Annotated in this window: 11 protein-coding genes; 1 reads left to right on the plus strand and 10 read right to left on the minus strand. The window is 71.4% G+C overall.

The genetic code is table 11. The features are described 5' to 3' along the window. Positions 1-67: 67 nt before the first annotated feature. Complete coding sequence (locus PV963_RS15225) at positions 68-2125, plus strand: hypothetical protein (RefSeq protein WP_274816250.1); 2058 nt, start codon at positions 68-70, stop codon at positions 2123-2125. 88 nt (positions 2126-2213) lie between these two features. On the opposite strand, the gene PV963_RS15230 is transcribed toward PV963_RS15225, so the two are convergent. The 10 genes from PV963_RS15230 to PV963_RS15275 all read right to left on the minus strand — a co-directional run bounded on the left by PV963_RS15230 (position 2214) and on the right by PV963_RS15275 (position 19058). Continuing rightward, a complete protein-coding gene (locus PV963_RS15230) occupies positions 2214-3422 on the minus strand; it encodes a glycosyltransferase family 2 protein (RefSeq protein ID WP_274816252.1) in 1209 nt (402 codons plus the stop codon). A gap of 204 nt (positions 3423-3626) precedes the next feature. Continuing rightward, entirely contained in the window at positions 3627-5762 is a 2136-nt protein-coding gene (locus PV963_RS15235; RefSeq protein WP_274816253.1) for a hypothetical protein, read from the minus strand. A 173-nt stretch (positions 5763-5935) separates the two neighbouring features. Then, positions 5936-7432, minus strand: coding sequence for a bifunctional cytidylyltransferase/SDR family oxidoreductase (locus PV963_RS15240; RefSeq protein WP_274816254.1), 1497 nt, complete (start codon positions 7430-7432; stop codon positions 5936-5938). 581 nt (positions 7433-8013) lie between these two features. Beyond that, positions 8014-9564, minus strand: coding sequence for an alkaline phosphatase D family protein (locus tag PV963_RS15245; protein WP_274816255.1), 1551 nt, complete (start codon positions 9562-9564; stop codon positions 8014-8016). Positions 9565-9776: 212 nt separating this feature from the next. Further along, positions 9777-11264 carry an FG-GAP-like repeat-containing protein gene (locus PV963_RS15250; protein ID WP_274816256.1) on the minus strand — a complete coding sequence of 496 codons (1488 nt, stop codon included), beginning with the start codon at positions 11262-11264 and terminating at the stop codon, positions 9777-9779. A 132-nt stretch (positions 11265-11396) separates the two neighbouring features. Continuing rightward, a complete protein-coding gene (gene obgE, locus PV963_RS15255) occupies positions 11397-12833 on the minus strand; it encodes a GTPase ObgE (RefSeq protein ID WP_274816257.1) in 1437 nt (478 codons plus the stop codon). Between the two features lie 126 nt (positions 12834-12959). After that, positions 12960-13214: a 50S ribosomal protein L27 gene (rpmA, locus tag PV963_RS15260; RefSeq protein WP_010041940.1), complete on the minus strand. Its 255-nt coding sequence runs from the start codon at positions 13212-13214 to the stop codon at positions 12960-12962. A 14-nt stretch (positions 13215-13228) separates the two neighbouring features. Further along, on the minus strand, positions 13229-13549 hold the full coding sequence (gene rplU, locus PV963_RS15265; RefSeq protein WP_004931419.1) for a 50S ribosomal protein L21: 321 nt from the start codon (positions 13547-13549) through the stop codon (positions 13229-13231). Positions 13550-13816: 267 nt separating this feature from the next. Beyond that, a complete protein-coding gene (locus tag PV963_RS15270; RefSeq protein WP_274816261.1) occupies positions 13817-18016 on the minus strand; it encodes an Rne/Rng family ribonuclease in 4200 nt (1399 codons plus the stop codon). A 259-nt stretch (positions 18017-18275) separates the two neighbouring features. Beyond that, positions 18276-19058 (minus strand): TIGR03936 family radical SAM-associated protein, encoded by a 783-nt coding sequence (locus PV963_RS15275; RefSeq protein ID WP_274816262.1) that lies wholly within the window; start codon positions 19056-19058, stop codon positions 18276-18278. Between the last annotated feature and the right edge of the window lie 38 nt (positions 19059-19096).

Here is a 19096-nt window from a genome sequence, read left to right on the forward strand (position 1 = left end):
GGGAGGTCGCCGCGCGTTAACCCGGGCGGCCGACCTCCGCCGACCCGACGCCCCTGGAGTGACCGCAGTGCCCCTACCTCTCCCCCGTCCACCGGCCCTGCTGAAGGGGCTGGTCACCATCGTCCTGGCCGCCGCGTTCGCCGCTCAGGCGGTCGCGGCGCTACTGCCCCACGTGCCGCTGCTGCTCGCCGCGACCGCCGTCTCCCTGGCCACCGAGGGTGCCCTGTACCGGTGGCAGCGCGGCGTGCTGTCGCTGTTCGCCAAGTCGCACGCGGACATCACGGTGCGGCACGTCCTGCGGGACCTGCTGCTGATCGTCGGCCTGCTGCGGCTCGGCGAGCAGGACCGGGAGACCGTGTACGCCCCGCTCGTGGCCGGACTGCTCGCCTTCTACGTGCTGCACTGCGCGATCCAGGCGATCTCCATGCTGGTACGCCGGACCCGCACCCTGCCGGTGGTGACCCGGAACATCGACGCCTCGGCGCTGCGGCTGTCCAAGGCCCCGTCCGCGCTGCTGCGCCGCCCCGGCCACCGGCTGCTGGTGTTCGGCCTGCCGGCGACGGCCGGGCTGCTGGCCGCCGCGCCGGGCGACGAGCCGGTGTACGCGGCCGCGGGCATCGCGCTCTCCCTCGGGCTCGCGCTGACCGGCCTCGGCGCCCTGCTCGTCCGGCTGCTGCCGGGACGCCGCCCGGCAGGCGAGCAGGAGGTGCTCGACTGGTTCGACGCGTGGCTGGCCGAGTACCGGCCGACCGTGGGCCTGTACTTCTCCGGCGGTGCCTCCTCGGCCTACCAGGCGAACATGTGGCTGGAGCCGCTCGCCGAGATCGACGGGAAGCCGGTCATCGTGCTGCGCGAGCGGTTCATGGTGCAGAAGATCGCGGCGACGGACATCCCGATCGTCTGCCTGCCGAAGGTGTCCACGCTGATGCGTCTTGAGCACTCCACGCTCCAGGTGCTCATCCACCCCTCGAACTCCGGCAAGACCTCCCAGGTGCTGCGCATCCCCACGATCAGGCACACCTTCGTCAACCACGGCGAGAGCGACAAGCTGTCCTCCTGCAACCCGTACGCGAAGGCGTACGACGAGGTGTGGGTGGCCGGGCCCGCCGCGCGCGAGCGGTACGCGCTTGCCGAGGTGGGCGTCGAGGACAAGGACGTGGTGGAGACGGGCCGCCCGCAACTGGACGCCGTACGGCCCTACGCGGGCCCGCCGACGGGGACGTACACGACCGTCCTGTACGCGCCGACCTGGGAGGGCTGGGACGGCAACCCCGGCAACACGTCGTTGATCGCGGCAGGCGAGAACCTGGTGCGGGCGCTGCTCGCGGACCCGGGCGTGCGGCTGCTGTACAAGCCGCATCCGCTGACGGGATCGGTGGACCCGCGCGCGGGCGCGGCCGATCTGCGCATCCGGGAGCTGATCCGGGCGGCCAACCGGGAGCGGACGGGGCCGCGTCGCCCCACGACCGGTGCCGAACTCGCCCGCCTGACCGAGGAACTGGACCGGCTCACCACGGCCGTCTTCCGGCCCGGGGCCGACACGGTGGAGCGGATGCGGGTGCAGTCGGCGCCTGAGCCGGGCCGGGCCGAGGCGGTGGCACGGGCGACGGCGGCCTGGGAGGAGGCGTACTGGGCCTCGCTGCCGGAGGGCGAGCACCAGGTCATCACGGACGCCCGGCCCGCGCTGTACTCCTGCTTCGACGTGGCCGACCTGCTGATCAGTGACGTGTCGAGCGTGATCAGCGACTTCCTGGCGAGCGAGAAGCCGTACGCGGTGGCGAACACCAGCGGGCTGCCCGAGGAGGCCTTCCGTGCGGCGTTCCCGACGGTGGCGGCGGCGACCGTGCTGACGCCGGACGCGGCCGGGGTGCCGGGCCTGCTGGAGACGGTCCGGCACCCGGAGAAGGACGAGTTGGCAAAGGCACGCGCCGCGTTGAAGCTGCGCCTGCTGGGCCCGGCCGATCCGCCGTCGCAGGAGCGCTTCAACGCGGCCGTACGGGCCCTGTGCGCCGAGGCCCGGGCCCACCGGGCACGGGTGGCGGAGCGCCTGACGGCGGAACTGCCCGGCCAGCGCACGGAGTCGGCGAGCGACGGGGCGGGCCTGCCGACGGCCGCACCGCGCTAGCGGACAGGACGACGAACCAACCGAGGAAACAACCGACGAACCAACCGCGGGGCCGTGGGCGATCGACCCACCGGCCCCGCGCCCGCGTTCACGCTGCCTGCCGCACCTCGCGCGATGTCAGCACCCGCCGCGCCTTGCGTACCGCTCGGCGTACGAACGTGTCGACGCCGCCCTCGCGGTAGCCCGGGAAGGCCCGGGCCTCGCGCGGCTCGGCGAGGTACACCGAGTCGGGGATGCCCGCGGCGCGGTCGCGGAAGTGCGGATAGGCCAGGTAGACGCGGCGGCCCTTCTTCTCCAGGAGGGCCGCCGCCTGCTTCTTGGCCTTGACGAACTTCACGACGTCCAGCAGCAGTTCGGGACGCTGCTCGGCTACCAGGTGCAGCCGCAGCCGCTCGTGGACCTTGAGGCGCTGGGCGACGCCCTCCGTCCAGTACGCGTCCATCAGCGGCTTGGCCAGCTCGAACTTGTGCCGGCGTATCTCCTCGCTGTCCGTCAGGTACTTCGGCCCGAACTGCGGCAGCAGCGTGACGAGGAACGGCCGGACCATCAGCTGGTCGCGCCGGCCGCTCGCGGGGACGAGCTCGGCGATGAGGTTCATCAGGGCCCGGGCGGAGTCGAAGCGCAGCGTGTAACTGCCGCTCTTGGTCACGTGCTTGCCGTCGTCCCGGCCGACCAGGTAGTAGCAGGTGTGGTCGGCGACCACGGAGACGCCGTCCGCCCGCAGGTACGCCTCCATCGTGAACAGCGCGTCCTCGCCGGTGAACAGCGACTCGTCGAACCGCATGCCGTGCCGGTCGAGCAGCTCGCGGCGGAACAGCTTCTGCGCGCTGAGCGTGAACTTGATGTTGGACGAGAAGACGTCCGTCCGCTCCACCGTCTTGCCCCACATGGACTTCGGCGCCGAGCGGTTGACGCCCTCGACCTTGCCGAGGACGACGTCCGTCCCGGCCCGGTCGGCCATGTCGACCATCCGCTCCAGGGCCTCCGGGCCCAGCCGGTCGTCTGCGTCGAGGAAGAAGACGTAACGCCCGGTCGCCTTGCCCAGACCGACGTTGCGCGGGCCGCTGGGGCCGCCGGAGTTCTCCTGCCGGATCACCAGGACGTGCATGGGAGCGCGCTCGGCGAACTCCTCCAGGTACTCCCCCGTACCATCCGTCGATCCGTCGTCCACCGCGATGACCTCGATGCGCTCCGGATCGATGGTCTGTGCCTCGACGGACGAGAGGCACTCGATCAGATATGGCATCGCTTCGTACGCCCCGATGATCACGCTCACATCAGGCTGCGCAACGGACACGTTTCCCCCTAGTCAATGGGATATTCCCCCCGTATCGCCTCATTCGCTACTTGGTAGACGAGTGATCGGGACAAGCGGTTGCCTCAAACACACGTATTAGTGAGTCACCTCACATGGTGAACCGACAGGAAGCGGGAACGAGAAAGAGTTCGGCCCCCGAGGAACGCTCCTCGGGGGCCGAACTCTGAAGCGGGCGGCGGCGGTTCAGCCCGTGCCGACGCCGTCCGTGTCACCGGCGGAGGACACCCGCTGCCCGGGCACGGCATTCGCCAGTTCCGTCTCGGCGGTGGCGGCCGCGATCCGTGACTCCTGGCCGACGTTGCGCGTCTCGGCCTTGATCGCGAGGTTCGCGACCGCGGTGTTGAACTGGTCGATGGAGGCCGGCTCGTCCGGGCCCAGCAGGTACTGCTTGAGCTCCTTGCGGTCCTCGGCCAGCGGGTCGGCGGCCGGGTCGCGCACCGCGCCGAGCAGCTCGCCCAGCTCGGCCGCGCTGTTGGACAGGATCACCGCGGCACGCACCGCCGTGTTGTTCCGCTTGAACTCCTCGACGCCCACCTCCGCGGAGTCGGTGACCGCGTACGGCTTGCCGCTCGCGATGAAGTCGGAGACCACGCTGGAGATGTCGGAGACCATCGCGTCGGAGACGTTGAAGCAGTCGTACAGCCGCGGCTCGGCGCCGGTGATGACGCGGTGCTCCCAGGCGGGCAAGGAACGCCAGTAGGCGTCGTTCCACTCGGCGCGCAGCCGGGCGACCTCCTCGTGCCGGGCGATGTCGACCTGACCGTCACGGGTGGCCTCGGCCTCGTCGCGGCCCTTGTCGCCGCCGGTGCCGACCAGCTGGGCGATCCGGGCCTCGATCCGGGCCAGCTCGGTCTTGGCCTGCGCCTGGGCGGCGCTGTCGGTGACGAAGCGCGAGTCGGCGGCGCGCTCGGCGGCGGCCTTCCGGACCAGGGCGGTGATGCGCTGGTGGGCGGCCTTGGCCTCCTTGCTGCGCGTGCCGGTGAACGGGTGCGGCTTGTACAGGACGCGGACCGGCGGGTCGGCCGTGATCAGCCTGCGCACGATGTTCTCGCCGGCCAGCAGGATCGAGGTGTTGCCGGGGTTGTCGTCCCAGCCCTCCCAGGTGGGGGCGTACAGCACGGTCGGGCAGCGTCCATCAGTGGCTCCGCCGCGGGGGCCCTCGGGGACGCCCTGCCAGGTCTGGATCGGGGCGAGCTGCGGGCGGCCGACCTCGACGATGTCGTCGTCGCGGACACCGACGTCGGCGATGGCGTAGCGGTCGCGGCCCGCGCGGCCGGCCGTCCACACCTCGTCGTAGACCTTGCTGAACGGGTTGACGCTGGCGAGCTTGTCGCTGTCGCCGTGGCCGATGAAGACGTGCTTCATGGTGGGCACGCGCAGCATGTGGATGTTCTTGCCGACGTTCGCCGCGTAGAGCGCGACCCGCACCGTGGACAGGTCCATGTTCATCAGGTGCACCCCTCCGGGCACGCAGATGACGGGGACCGTGGTCGGCGCCAGGTTGTTCAGGATGGCCCGCTCACGCAGGATGATCAGCGGCCTGGAGTCCAGGTTCTCCATGGTGTCCAGCCACATGTTGACCTGGTACGCGGAGTCCTTCGAACCGGAGAAGTACAGGACCGTCTCCGGCTTGTACTCGCCCAGCCAGTCGTCGACGGCGGCCAGCACCTTCTCGGCGTTCGGCGGGATCTTCCGGCCGCGCACGTAGGGCATGAGCGCCAGGACGTACAGGGAGGCGACGGCCACCGTGATGCCGATGCCGACGAAGCCGACGAGGGCCGACTTCACCTGCGCGGCGAGCAGGATGCCGGCGACCGCGAAGAGGTCGAGGTGCAGCATCTTCTCGGCGGAGCGGTGCAGCAGCCGGCGCGGCGGGGCGTCCGGGATGCGGATGCGGGACTTCAGGTCGACGTTGCGGGTGGCGACCGGCATGCGGCGGCGGTTGCGGATCAGCTGGACCAGCGCGCCGTGCGGGGCCTGGAGACCGTAGAAGGCGATGAAGCAGGCGATCGCCCCGTAGTAGATCAGGTTGTCCGCGTAGGACAGCCGGGCCAGCAGCAGGATGAGCAGCAGCTCCCGGATCAGGAAGCGGATCGACAGGCCGGCCCGGACCTTGCCGAGGCGGTTGATCAGGTAGCTGCCCTTGCGGTGCAGATAGTGGTCCGCCAGGTACGTCACGGCGGCCGCTGCCGCGAAGGCGGGGACGCTCGGGACGAGCGCGGCCAGCATGAGGGCGGGGAAGCCCGCCACCATGAGGACCGCCGCGGCCAGCTCGGCCGCGCTGCCCACCCGGGCGACGCGAATAGCGGTGGATATCACGGAGAAACCTGCTCTTGGGAGGGGTGTGCCGGTCTTGTTTCGAGAATGCGGCTGGTCTGTGAATATTCGCGGGACTGGATGGATTCAGGCCCCTGCGAACACCCCTGTTGACGAACCGCGTTAACAGGAGGGCGCAGAGGCCTGAATTACTGAAGTCTATTTGGCGCCAATTATTACACGCCGTCCTGCCGGTCCAGCACCGAGGCCAGCGCCTGCTCGAAGCCGGAGGCACGGGCCGCACCGGCGGTCGGGTCCTGCTGGCGGACGTCGATGACGTGGCCGGTCAGCTCGGACAGCAGCACGTCCAGCGAGGTGCGGGCCACGGCCTCGGAGGACAGCAGGCTGCCCGAGGGCTCCTGGCCGAAGGCCTTGGTGCGCATAGGGGTGGCGGTGCGCTCGGGGTTGATGCAGTTGACGCGGACGCCGTCGCCGGCCCACTCGTCGGACAGGGCCTGGGTGAGGTTCACCATGGCGGCCTTGGTCGAGGAGTACAGGCTGTACTCGGCGCGGCCCCGGGTGTAGCTGCTGGAGGTGTACAGCAGCAACTGGCCCTTGGTCTCGGACAGGTACTTGTAAGACGAACGGGCGATCTGCACCGGGGCCAGGTAGTTGACCTTCAGCGCCTCCTCGATGGTGGCGTTGTCGGTCTCGGCGAGCTTGCCGATGCGCAGCACGCCCGCGGTGTTCACCACGTAGTCGATGCGACCGGTCTCGGCGTACGCCTTGGACAGGGCGTCGTCGACCTCCTCCGGGTTCTCCACGTGGGTGCCGGTGGTGGAGCGGCCCAGCGCGTAGACCTTGGCGCCGTAGGACTCGGCGAGCTCCGCGATGTCCTTGCCGATGCCGTAGGAGCCGCCGAAGACGACGACCGTCTTGCCGGTCAGCAGCTCGCGGTAGGCCTCTTCGGAGACCTGCTCGGGCGCGGCCGTGGAGGCGAGCTGGAAGAGCTTGTCGGCGATGAAGACGTCGACGGGCTGGGTGACCTTCATGTTGTACTCGTCACCCGCGACGACGTGGATCGGCACGTCCGGCAGGTACTTGAGCACGACGGAGCAGTCGTCGGTGGCCTGGAAGTTGGGGTCGCCGGCGGCGACCTCGTAGGCCCGCTTGATCGTGGACAGCTTGAAGGCCTGCGGCGTCTGGCCGCGGCGCAGCCGGGAGCGGTCCGGGATCTCGGTGATGAACTCGCCGTCGTCGCCGTGCGTACGCGTGACGATGATGGTGTCGGCGGAGGGAATGGCCACGTCGACGGCCTGGTAGCGCTCCAGCGCGGTGACGCAGTCGTCGATGACGCGCTGCGACAGCAGGGGGCGCACGGCGTCATGGAAGAGGACGTTGACGTCCTCGCCCTCGGCGAGGCCCTCGCCCAGGGCGGAGATGGCGCGCTCGGTGGTCTCGTTCCGCGTGGAGCCGCCCTCGATGATCCTCGAGACCTTCTTGAATCCGGCCTTCGCGACAATCTTCTCAATATCGGGCACATAGCCCGGCGCCATCAGCACGATGATGTCGTCGATCGAGTCGGCGTTCTCGAAAGTGGTCAGCGTGTGCTCGATGACTGCCTTGCCGGCGATCTTCAGCAGCTGCTTGGGGATCGACAGACCCACGCGCTGACCGGTGCCACCGGCCAGGATCACTGCGGTGGTACGGGGCTTGGCTATGTGCTGGGACACAGGTGACCTACCTTGGGGCGACAGGGAACTTGGAAATGGTCCCACTTGTGGTTACCGCAGTGCAAGGTGAGCGACCTCTGCCGCATATGTGCGCGCAACCTGTCATTCACCTCCCACTCCTGGTGATTGGTGAGACGGTCGCGCGGGCCCCGGGGAAATGCGCTGTGAGTAACTCCACAGAAGCTCAGCGACATCGGAGCAGCTCGGGACGGCGGTGACCGAGGACCTTCACGAGTTCCTTGGACGTTGTGACGATGTCCGGTGCACGGTACGCGCTTTGACAGGGCCCCGCGTACCGGCTCCGCCGCGCGCCGGGGCGGGCTCCAGAGCCGTGGCGTGCGGATCTTCACGTCCCGGGGCGTGGGGCTGCACGGGTTCTTCATAGACCCGGCCGCGAATACGGCTCGCCCGGCCGTTCATTGCCGCGGAATTCCTGATCAAGATTCCGCAGCATTTCGGTCTCGGCGCGAGCAATACGCGGCGAGCCCGGGTCGGACTTCTCACACGGCTGGCCCGTCTCGTACGACGAAGAGCCCGGCACTCCGAGGAGTACCGGGCTCATGCGTGTGTCAGGGGCCGGGTCAGACCACCTCGACTCCGGGCCGGCCGGCCTCGACCCGCAGCTTGGCCAGCGTGCTCGGCGTCGCCGACGGCTGCCGTACGGTGTCGACCACCCTCACCTGCGCGTCGATGCCGTCGCGGCGGACGTCGAAGAGGTGGTATCCGCGGTGGGCGTCGAGCAGCTTCCAGTGCGGGTTGTCCGGGCGCCGCGGGTCCCACTCCCTGCGGAAGGCCGCCTGGTCCTGGTCGCCGTTGCTGGAGATGGAGGTGCCGACGAACTCGGCGCCGACGACCGCGGAGTCCGGGTCGGCGTAGTCCTCCTTGAGGTCGCTGATCATCGTCAGGTGCCGGTCACCGGACAGCACGACGGGGTTGCGGACCTGCTTGAACTCCTGGAGGAACCGGTTGCGTTCGGCCTGGTAGCCGTCCCAGGCGTCGTAGAACCAGAGCTTGCCCTCGCCGACCTTGAGGTCCGTCTCGGCCATCATGATCTGGGAGGCGATCAGGTTCCAGCGGGCCGGCGAGTCCTGCAGCCCGTTCAGCAGCCACTGCTTCTGCCGCGCGCCCAGCATGGTCAGCGACGGGTCCTGGGCACCGGCCTGGCTGGTGGCCTGGTCGCTGCGGTACTGCCGGGTGTCCAGGACATTGAGGCGGGCCAGGCGGCCGAACTCCAGGCGGCGGTACATCCGGATGTGCGGACCCGTGGGCACGGCGGTCGCACGGACCGGCATGTGCTCGTAGAACGCCTGGTAGGCCGCGGTCAGCCGGGCCACGAACGCGTCGTGCGGCTGCTTGTCCGGGTCCTGCGGGATCTCGCCGGCGAAGTCGTTGTCCACCTCGTGGTCGTCGAAGGTGACTACGAACGGCGCGTTCGCGTGCATCTCCGCGAGGGCCGCGTCGGTGCGGTACTGCGCGTACCGGTTGCGGTACTGGGCGAGGCTGAACGGCTCACCGCTCCCCTCGTGGCGTCGCACGCCCGTCGCCGACGGCGTGGACTCGTAGATGTAGTCGCCGACGAACACCACGACGTCCGGGTCCTGGTCGAGCATGTCGGCGTACGGCGTGAAATAGCCGTGCTGCCAGTTCTGGCAGGAGGCCAGCGCCATGCGCAGGGAGCCACCGGAGCTGTAGGGGTGGGGCGCGGTGCGGGTGCGGCCGACGGGCGAGAGCTGCCCGCTGGTGCGGAAGCGGTACCAGTACGTACGGTCCGGGCGCAGCCCGCGTACGTCCACGTGAACGCTGTGCCCGTACTCGGGTCGGGCCTGGGCGGTGCCGCGGCGGACGAGCTTTCTGAACCGGGAGTCCTCCGCGAGCTGCCACTCCACCGGCACCACCCGGTCGGGCATACCGCCGCCGTTCAGCGGGTCCGGGGCGAGCCGGGTCCACAGCACGATGCCGTCCGGCAGCGGGTCTCCGGAGGCGACGCCGAGGCTGAACACGCCGTCGGGCAGCGGTGTCTCGGCCCCGTGGGCGGTGGCCGGAAGCCACAGCTGGGCGGAGGCCGCGGCACCGAGGACCGCGGCACCGGCGGTCAGAAAGCGGCGTCGGTCGGGGGATACTGCTCCGGTCATCGGCTGACTCCCTTACCTCGCTGGCCACTTGGACACTGGGAAGCTTCACGCTCGCGGGCGGTCCGCCCGCTGAACGCCGGGGTTCACGTACATGACAACTAAGCAGACAAAAGGAGACCCACCGCAGCATCGGAACAAGCCGTTGCCGGGGTGGGTCTGACAGATGATCAGCTATTGATCATCGGGTGATGACCGGGCGGAAACCGCCTCGGTCACCGGGCGAAACCCGCGCCGAGGGCGGAGCCGTCCGCGACGGTGCCGAGGGTGCCCGCGCCGAAGCTGACCGAGCCGGTGGCGGCGGGAGCGTTGACCGGGTTGGGGAACGCCCAGACTCCCCCGTCCCGGTTCTCGCCGGTGGCGCCGACGAACAGCTCGGCCCGGCCGTCGCCGCTCACGTCGAGCAGCTTTGTCTCGGCGCCGAAGAAGTCGTGTCGCTCCGCCGTGCCCGGGACGTTCGCGGTGTTCTGGCTCATGGACACGGCGCCGTTGCCGGTCAGCCCGGACTTGCCGCCACGCAGGACGGTGACCTGGCCGGCCGCGTACACGTCCCCGAGGTCCTCGCTCGCGCTGCCGGTGGAGACGTCCGCGTAGCCGTCGGCGTTGACGTCGGCGACGGAGATGCCCCCGCCGAACCCGTCGGCCCACTCCGAACTGCCGGGCACATAGGGGGTGTCCTGCGTGATGATCGTCGTACGGGAGGTGTCGGGGCCGTCGGCCGAGCCGTGCACCACGCCGATCTGACCGCCCTTCAGCAGCGGGTCGTCGAGTGGGACTTCGCCGAAGCCGTCGTTCGGGCGACCGATCACGAGGTCGGCGTACCCGTCCTTGTCCACGTCGCCGATGCCGAGGCTCTCGCCGCCGCGCATGCGCGTGCCGTCGGGGTTGTCCAGCGAGGCGGGGGCGCTCAGGCCGTCCGGGGTGCCGCGCAGGTAGACCGCGCGGCGGTGCTTGTAGTCGGGGTCGTGCATGTCGTCGTTGTTGCGGTCGTGGATGAGCGCGACCAGGTCCGTGATGCCGTCCTGGTCGATGTCGCCGGCGGCTACGTCGTCCGTGAAGTACTCGGCCTCGAAGGCGAGGGTGTGGCTGCTCGCGGCGCCCGTGGTGCGGTCGAACGGCCCGTACAGCAGCCGGTTGCCGGTGGCGAGGTCGGGACTGCCGTCGCCGTTGAAGTCGCCGAGCGCCTGGTGCAGCGGGTCGAGGCGGTCCTCCTCGGTGCCGGTGGCCACGGCCGTACCGCCGGACAGGCCCTTCGGTCCGCCCCACAGCACGGCGAGCGTGCCGGCGCTGACGACGTCCCCGACGTCCTCGCCCTGCGCGCCCACGACCAGGTCGGCACAGCCGTCGCCGTCCAGGTCACCGGCGGCGAGACCGTCGCCGTAGTGGTCCTCGGCCTCGGCGGCACCGGGTATGCCCGGCGTGTCCTGGCTGATGACCTGCTTGCGGGTGAGGTCGATACCCTTGGCCGAGCCGTACACGACGGCCACGTACCCGGCGCGGACCTTGCCGTTGACCTTGCCGCGCGGGGCGGCGACGGCCAGGTCCTGGTAGCCGTCGCCGTTGAAGTCGTCGTGGAGCTTCGAGGCGGCCGGGGTGGCGGGGGCGTCGGCGTGGGCGACCGCCGGGGTGGTGACCGCTGCGACGACCGCGACGGCCACCGCGACTCCTCGGCCGATGCTCCGCTTGCTCCTGGACTGGGGCACGTCAACTCCGTTGATCCGCTGGGCAGTTGCCGCACGGAGAGGACCAAGATCCTCATCCGCGCTGCCCGGTACGACTCATCGGGGAACGACTTGGTTGCCCTGTGGTCCGCCGCGAATTTGCTTCGCGTCAACTCAGAACGGCTCGAAGTCGTCGAACTCCCGCTGCGCCTCGTCCCGCTCGGCCTGCCGGTCCCTGCGGCGCTGCGCGGCCGGTCGCGCCTCCTCCAACCGGTGGTCCTCACCGCGTCGGCCGAGCATTTCGGCCCCGGCCATCACGGACGGCTCCCAGTCGAAGACCACGGCGTTCTCCTCGGGACCGATGGCGACACCGTCACCGCCCCGGGCCCCGGCCTTCATCAGCTCCTCTTCGACCCCGAGCCGGTTGAGCCGGTCCGCGAGGTAGCCGACCGCCTCGTCGTTGTTGAAGTCCGTCTGCCGCACCCAGCGCTCGGGCTTCTCCCCGCGCACCCGGTACAGCCCGTCGGCCTCGCGCGTCACCGTGAAGCCGGTGTCGTCCACGGCCTTGGGCCGGATCACGATCCGCGTGGCCTCTTCCTTCGGCTTCGCCGCCCGCGCCTGCGCCACGAGCTCCGCGAGCGCGTACGACAGCTCCTTCAGACCGATGTGCGCCACGGCCGACACCTCGAACACGCGGTACCCGCGCGCCTCCAGGTCGGGCCGCACCATCTCGGCCAGGTCCTTGCCGTCCGGTACGTCGATCTTGTTCAGGACGACGATCCGCGGACGGTTGTCCAGGCCGCCGTACTGCCGCAGCTCCTCCTCGATGACGTCGAGGTCGGAGACCGGGTCGCGCTCCGACTCCAGCGTGGCGGTGTCCAGGACCTGCACGAGCACACTGCACCGCTCCACGTGCCGCAGGAACTCCAGGCCCAGGCCCTTGCCCTGGCTGGCTCCCGGGATCAGCCCGGGCACGTCGGCGATCGTGTACACCGTCGAGCCGGCCGTGACGACACCGAGGTTCGGCACGAGCGTGGTGAACGGGTAGTCGGCGATCTTCGGCTTGGCGGCGCTCAGCACCGAGATCAGGGACGACTTGCCGGCGCTCGGATACCCGACGAGCGCCACGTCGGCGACCGTCTTCAGCTCCAGGACGATTTCCCGCAGGTCTCCCGGCTCGCCGAGCAGCGCGAACCCGGGCGCCTTGCGCCGCGCGGACGCCAGCGCCGCGTTGCCGAGCCCGCCCCGGCCGCCCTGCGCGGCGACGTACGACGTGCCGTGCCCGACCAGGTCGGCGAGGACGTTGCCCGCCTTGTCGAGCACCACCGTGCCGTCCGGCACCGGCAGGACGAGGTCCTGTCCGTCCTTGCCGGAGCGGTTGCCGCCCTCGCCGGGCTTGCCGGCCGTGGCCTTGCGGTGCGGGGAGTGGTGGTAGTCGAGGAGCGTGGTGACGGACTGGTCGACGGTGAGGATCACGTCCCCGCCGCGACCGCCGTTGCCGCCGTCGGGTCCGCCCAGCGGCTTGAACTTCTCACGGTGGACGGAGGCACAGCCGTGACCTCCGTTACCCGCGGCGACATGCAGCTCGACGCGGTCCACGAAGGTGGTCATGGTGGGTGCCTCCAGTGATGTACGGCCGTTGTGTACGGGTTGTACGGGGTTGTTCTCTGCGTAACACGCGAAAGGCGGACCCGCTTCCCGTGAGGGAAGTGAGGTCCGCCTCGCGAAAGCTTCCGGTCAGGCGACCGGAACGATGTTCACGACCTTGCGGCCACGGTGGGTGCCGAACTGCACCGAACCGGCCTGGAGGGCGAACAGCGTGTCGTCGCCGCCACGGCCGACACCGGCGCCCGGGTGGAAGTGGGTGCCGCGCTGACGGACCAGGATCTCACCCGCGTTGACGACCTGACCGCCGAAGCGCTTCACGCCGAGGCGCTGAGCGTTGGAGTCACGACCGTTACGGGTGGACGATGCGCCCTTCTTGTGTGCCATCTCTCCTCAGTCCCTTACTTCGCAGCCGCGGGGATCTCAGTGACCTTGATCGCCGTGTACTGCTGGCGGTGGCCCTGACGACGGCGGTAACCGGTCTTGTTCTTGTAGCGCAGAATGTCGATCTTCTGGCCCTTGTGGTGGTCCACGACCTCGGCCTGGACCTTGATGCCGGCCAGCACCCACGGGTCGCTGGTCACGGCGTCGCCGTCGACAACGAGCAGGGTCGAGAGCTCGACCGTGTCGCCAACCTTGGCAGTGGAAATCTTGTCAACCTCAACGATGTCGCCGACAGCAACCTTGTGCTGGCGACCACCGCTGCGCACGATGGCGTACACGCGGACTCACTCTCTCGCTCGGGGAAACGGCACCCCCGCAGGCCAGCCGCCCGACACAAAGAGCGGCCTCTCCTGGGCGCCCGGCGCCCGGAGGATGAGGTTTACGGGGATGTGACGCGTCATTCGACACGCCGACGGTCAAGGTTACGGGGCCGCGGCCAAGAGGGTCAAACCGAGCCGGGCCCGCCGCCTGTGCGACCGGTCACGCCGGTCGCGTCCGCCGGGGCGTACGCAGGTTCGCGCACGCCCCGGCGGACGTCGAGGCGGTCAGTCCTCGTCGGTGGAGGCCGAGACGGAGGAGCGGGACTGCTCCGCCGCGACGGTCTTCTTCGACGTGGTCTTCTTGGCGGCGGTCTTGGTCGTCTTCGCCGCCGCCTTCTTCGCCGTCGTCTTCTTGGCCGCGGTCTTCTTCGCCGCGGTCTTCTTGGTGGCGGCCTTCTTCGCCGTGGCCTTCTTGGCCGTCTTGCGGGCCGTCTTCTTGGCCGGGGCCGGCTCCTCGGCGGCCTCCTCCGTGGCGGCGCCTTCAGCCGCGGCAGCCTCGGGGGCCTCCTCGGACGCGGCCGACGGGACGACCACGACGGCCGCCTCCTCGGACGCGGTGGACACGGTGGGCTTGCGCACGGCACGGCGCCGCGGACGGGCCGGGGCGGCGCTCTCGGCGGGCGCCTCGGCAACCGCCGCCTCGGCAGCCGCCGCGGGCTGCTCGGCCTGCTCGGGCGCCTCAGCGGCCTCGGGCGCGGCGGGCGCGGTCTCCGACACCGTCACCACGGTCGCCTCCGCCCCCGCCGGGGAACCGGCCGGCGCGGACACCTTGCGCGTCGCCCGCCGGCGGCCACGGCCCTTGGGCGCGGCCTCCTCGGCGGCCGGGGCCTCGACGACCGGGTCCTCGACGGCCATCGGCTCGGCGTGCGCCTCGGCGGCCGGCTCCGGCTGCACCGGACGGGCGACCTCCTCGGCGGCGGTCACGTCCTGAGCCGTCGGCACCTCCGCCTCGGCCTGCTCGGCCTTCACGTCCCGCCTGGCCTTCGGCTCCGCCGTCTCACCGCGCGGCGCACCCGCCGGAGCCGACGCCCGCCGGCTCGCCCGGCGTCGCGGCCGGCCGCGGCCGGCCGCGGCCTCAGCCTCGGCGGCGCTGCTGTACAGCTCCTCGTCGGGCTCGAAGGCCGGCTCGGGCAGCGCGATCGGCTCGGCGATCTCGGCACCGATCTCGGCCTCGGTCTCCGCCTCCTCCTCCACGGTCTCGATGGCCTCGACGGCCGCCTCGTGCACGTGCGGCTGCTCGGCGGCACCGGCGCGCGCACGCTTCTTGCGCTTGCCGCCGCCTCCGCCGGAGGTGGTCGGCTGCTCCATGTGCACGATGACACCGCGCCCGTTGCAGTGGACGCAGGTCTCGGAGAAGGACTCAAGGAGCCCCTGCCCGACCCGCTTGCGGGTCATCTGCACGAGGCCCAGCGAGGTCACCTCGGCGACCTGGTGCTTCGTACGGTCCCGGCCCAGGCATTCGAGCAGGCGCCGCAGCACCAGGTCCCGGTTGGACTCCAGCACCATGTCGATGAAGTCGATGACGATGATGCCGCCGAGGTCGCGCAGCCGTAGCTGGCGCACGATCTCCTCGGCCGCCTCCAGGTTGTTCCTGGTGACGGTCTCCTCGAGGTTGCCGCCCTGGCCGGTGAACTTGCCGGTGTTGACGTCGACGACGACCATCGCCTCGGTCCGGTCGATCACCAGCGAGCCGCCGCTGGGCAGCCACACCTTGCGGTCGAGGGCCTTGGCGAGCTGCTCGTCGATCCGGTACGTGGCGAAGACGTCGACCTCGGAGGTCCACTTCGTCAGCCGCTCGGCGAGGTCCGGCGCGACGTGCGAGACGTACCCGTGGATGGTCTCCCACGCGTCGCTCCCGCTGACGACGACCTTGGAGAAGTCCTCGTTGAAGATGTCGCGCACGACCCGGACGGTCATGTCCGGCTCGCCGTACAGCAGCGTCGGGGCGTTGCCGTTCTTGGCCTTCTTCTGGATGTCCTCCCACTGCCCCTGGAGCCGCTCGACGTCCCGGCGCAGCTCGTCCTCGCTCGCGCCCTCGGCGGCGGTGCGCACGATGACGCCCGCGTCCTCGGGGACGATCTTCTTGAGGATCGTCTTCAGCCGCGCCCGCTCGGTGTCGGGCAGCTTGCGGCTGATGCCGGTCATGGAGCCCTCGGGCACGTACACGAGGTAGCGCCCGGGGAGGGAGACCTGGCTGGTCAGGCGGGCGCCCTTGTGCCCGATGGGGTCCTTGGTCACCTGGACGAGCACGGACTGCCCGGACTTCAGGGCGGACTCGATGCGCCGCGGCCCGTTGGCCATGCCGAGCGCCTCGAAGTTGACCTCACCGGCGTACAGCACCGCGTTGCGGCCCTTGCCGATGTCGATGAAGGCGGCCTCCATCGACGGCAGCACGTTCTGCACCTTGCCGAGGTAGACGTTGCCGACGTACGAGGTCGACTGCTCCTTGTTGACGTAGTGCTCGACGAGCACGCCGTCCTCCAGGACGCCGATCTGCGTACGGTCGCCGTGCTGCCGGACGACCATCACGCGGTCGACGGCCTCGCGCCGGGCCAGGAACTCGGCCTCGGTGATGATCGGGACGCGCCGGCGGCCCTGCTCGCGGCCCTCCCGGCGGCGCTGCTTCTTGGCCTCCAGACGGGTCGAGCCCTTGATGGACTGCACCTCGTCGGACGGCTCGGCCTTGGGGCGGGGCTCACGGACCTTGACGACCGTGCGCTCCGGGTCGTCGTCGGTGGGCTCGGCCTCGGGCGCGGTGTCACCGGCCCGGCGACGGCGGCGACGGCGCCGGCGGCTGCTGGTGGAGCCGCCGCCGGCCGACTCGTCATGGTCGGCGGCCTCGTCGGACTCCTCCTGGTCCTCCTCGGCCTGCTCCGCGGTGTCCTCGGCGTCCTGCGCGGCCTGTGCGGCGGCGACCTGCTCGGACTCGGCGTCCGTGTCCTCGCCGCCCTCGGCGTCGGTCTCGGCGGACTCGCCACGCCGACGGCGGCGGCCGCCCCGGCGACGGCGGCGGCGCGAGCCGGTCCCCTCGGCGTCGTCCTGGTCCTCGCCCTCGGGGGACTCCTCGGGCTCCTCCGCCTCGTCGGCGGCGCTCTCGGCAGCGGGGGCCGCGGTGTCCTGGGCCTCGGGCTCGTCTGCGGAACCCCGGCGACGACGCCGGCGGCGCGACCCGCCGGGCTGCTCCTCGCGCACCTCGGCCGGCGCGGACTCCTCCGCCTCCTCCGCCTCCTCTGGCTCCTCGGCCTCGGCCGCCTCGGCGGCGGCTGCGGCAGCGGCCCGCTCCGGCGTCTGGAACTGGGGCTCGGTGAACACGGGCGCCTGGAACAGGGCGACAGCGGGCCGCGCGGGCCGCGCCGACGTCTCGTCCTCACCGGCGGCCTCGGCACCGGCGGCGGCCCGTGCGGACTTCGAGCCCCGGGAGGCCCGCGAGGACTGCGCGGGCTCGGCGAAACCACTGGCGGCCCGGCGGGCGACCCGGCGTCGGCGCCGCGGAGCGGCGTCCTCGGCGGGCTCGGAAGCCTGGGCGGCGGCCTCGGAGGCTCCGTCGGACTCGGCGGCAGGGGAATCGGTCACAGGTGCCTTCGCCTCCTCGGCGGGCGAGCCGGCGGGGGCCTCGGCGGGCCCACCGGACACGGCGGCGACGGCCTCGGCGGGCGCGTCGGTCGAAGCGACGGAGCCGGACCGGCCCGCGTCGGCGGTTCCTTCCGCCGCATCCGCGGCGGAAGGCGCTGCGACGGGCGCGGTCACCCGTCGTTCGGCACGCCGCCGAGTCCGACGCGGAGCAGCCTCCTCGGCGGCCTCCGCGGTCTCGGCACCGTCAGCGGTCCCACCGGCCGTGGCGGACTCGGGGGCACTCGGCTCGGCCTGTGCGGCGGCAGCCGGCGCCGCCGTCTCCACCGCCTCCGCCGGAGCCGCAGCAGGCGAGGTCACCGTGCGCGTCGCACGACGCCGGGTGCGCCGGGGAGCGGCGTCCTCGGACACCTCGGCGGACGCGGCGGGGGCCTCGGCCTGCTCCGACGCCTCGGAGGCGGCCGGGGCAGCGGCGGTCACCGGCACCACGGTCTCGGCGCTCTCCGCGGACGCGGGAGCCCCGGCGGGCGCGGCAGCACGGCGGACCACGCGGCGCCGCTTGGGAGCGGCAGGCGCGGCCTCCTCGGCGCTCTCGGGAGCCTCGGAGGTCTCCTGGGCCGCCGCGGCGGTCTCCTCGACCTCGTCGGCCTCCACGGCGTCGGCCGCCAGGTCGTCGGGCTCCGCGACCGGTATGGCCGGCGTGACGGTCTCCACAGGAACGTCGGAGGGGGCGCCGACGGGCGGACCCGCCGGCCGGGACGCGGCACGGCGCCGCCGGCGGGGCGGCAGGGTGTCGCTGGGAGTGTTCTGTTCGGAGTCCGTGGCGGACTCTGTGGGTTCGGTCGGTCCGAGCATGCGGGCTTTTCTCCCGTCAGGCTCCCGGGCGCCGCACCTGGTCCGGCTGTGCCGGTGACGTCCGCGGCTCGCGCTGTGCGCGTCGCCGCCGTCCGGGGCGCGGGCGCCGCACGGGAGCTCTCTGTGTCCTGTCTCGCCGGTTCCGTACGCCGAATGCGTACGGCCTGGCGAAAGTCTTGTGGTCGGTGCGCTGCCCGACCCAGGTGGCTCCCGAGTCCCAGGGCGGCGCTACGACGTCCGTCCCTACGCGGAACCTTCCTTACGCCGACGCCGTCGCGGCGGCAGGCGGTTCGGCCGTTGAGCGGGCCTCCGCTGCCTCGCGGTCGGGCGCGAGCGGGTCGGTCACCGTGCCGGTCTCTTCATCGAACAGCCCCTGCGCCAGCCTGGTCACCGCTGCGGGGACCGGCGGCGCCAGGTCGGCCACGGCGCTAAGACCGGACAGGACGTCGTCGGGTCGTACGGCAGGCGTCACGTGCCGAACAACCAGCCGCAGTATCGCACAGGGCTGGTCGGTCGGCCTATCAGCCTGCGAACCGTGCGTTTCCGTGAGGTCGCGGATCTCCAGGCTCGCGACGGCGGAGCGGGCGTCGAAGGTGCGCACCCCGTTCTTCGCGAGGCGCTGGACCTCGACGGTCTCGGCCGCGTTGAAGGCGTCCGCCGCTCGGCGGGCGTCCTCCGGCGACACGCCGTCCAGCCGCAGCTCCCACACGGAAGCCGTCAGCCGGTCGGCGAGGCCCGAGGTGAGGGCCTCGACCGCCTCGATGATGTCGAGCCCGGCGGGCAGCGACTCGTCGAGAAGGATCCTGAGCTGCTCCGGGTCGCGCGCCTCGGTGAGCGCGATCTCCAGGTACTCCGCCTCACTGCCCGTGCCGGTGGGTGCGGCATTGGCGTACGACACCTTCGGGTGCGGTGTGAACCCCGCCGAGTACGCCATCGGTACCTCGGCACGGCGCAACGCACGCTCGAAGGCGCGCTGGAAGTCACGGTGGCTGGTGAACCGGAGGCGGCCGCGCTTGGTGTAGCGCAGTCGGATGCGCTGCACCGCGGGTGCGGGCGGCGGGCCTTCGGGCTGTCGCTTGC

This window comes from Streptomyces coeruleorubidus (genome assembly GCF_028885415.1).
GTDB classification, from domain to species: Bacteria; Actinomycetota; Actinomycetes; order Streptomycetales; family Streptomycetaceae; genus Streptomyces; species Streptomyces coeruleorubidus_A.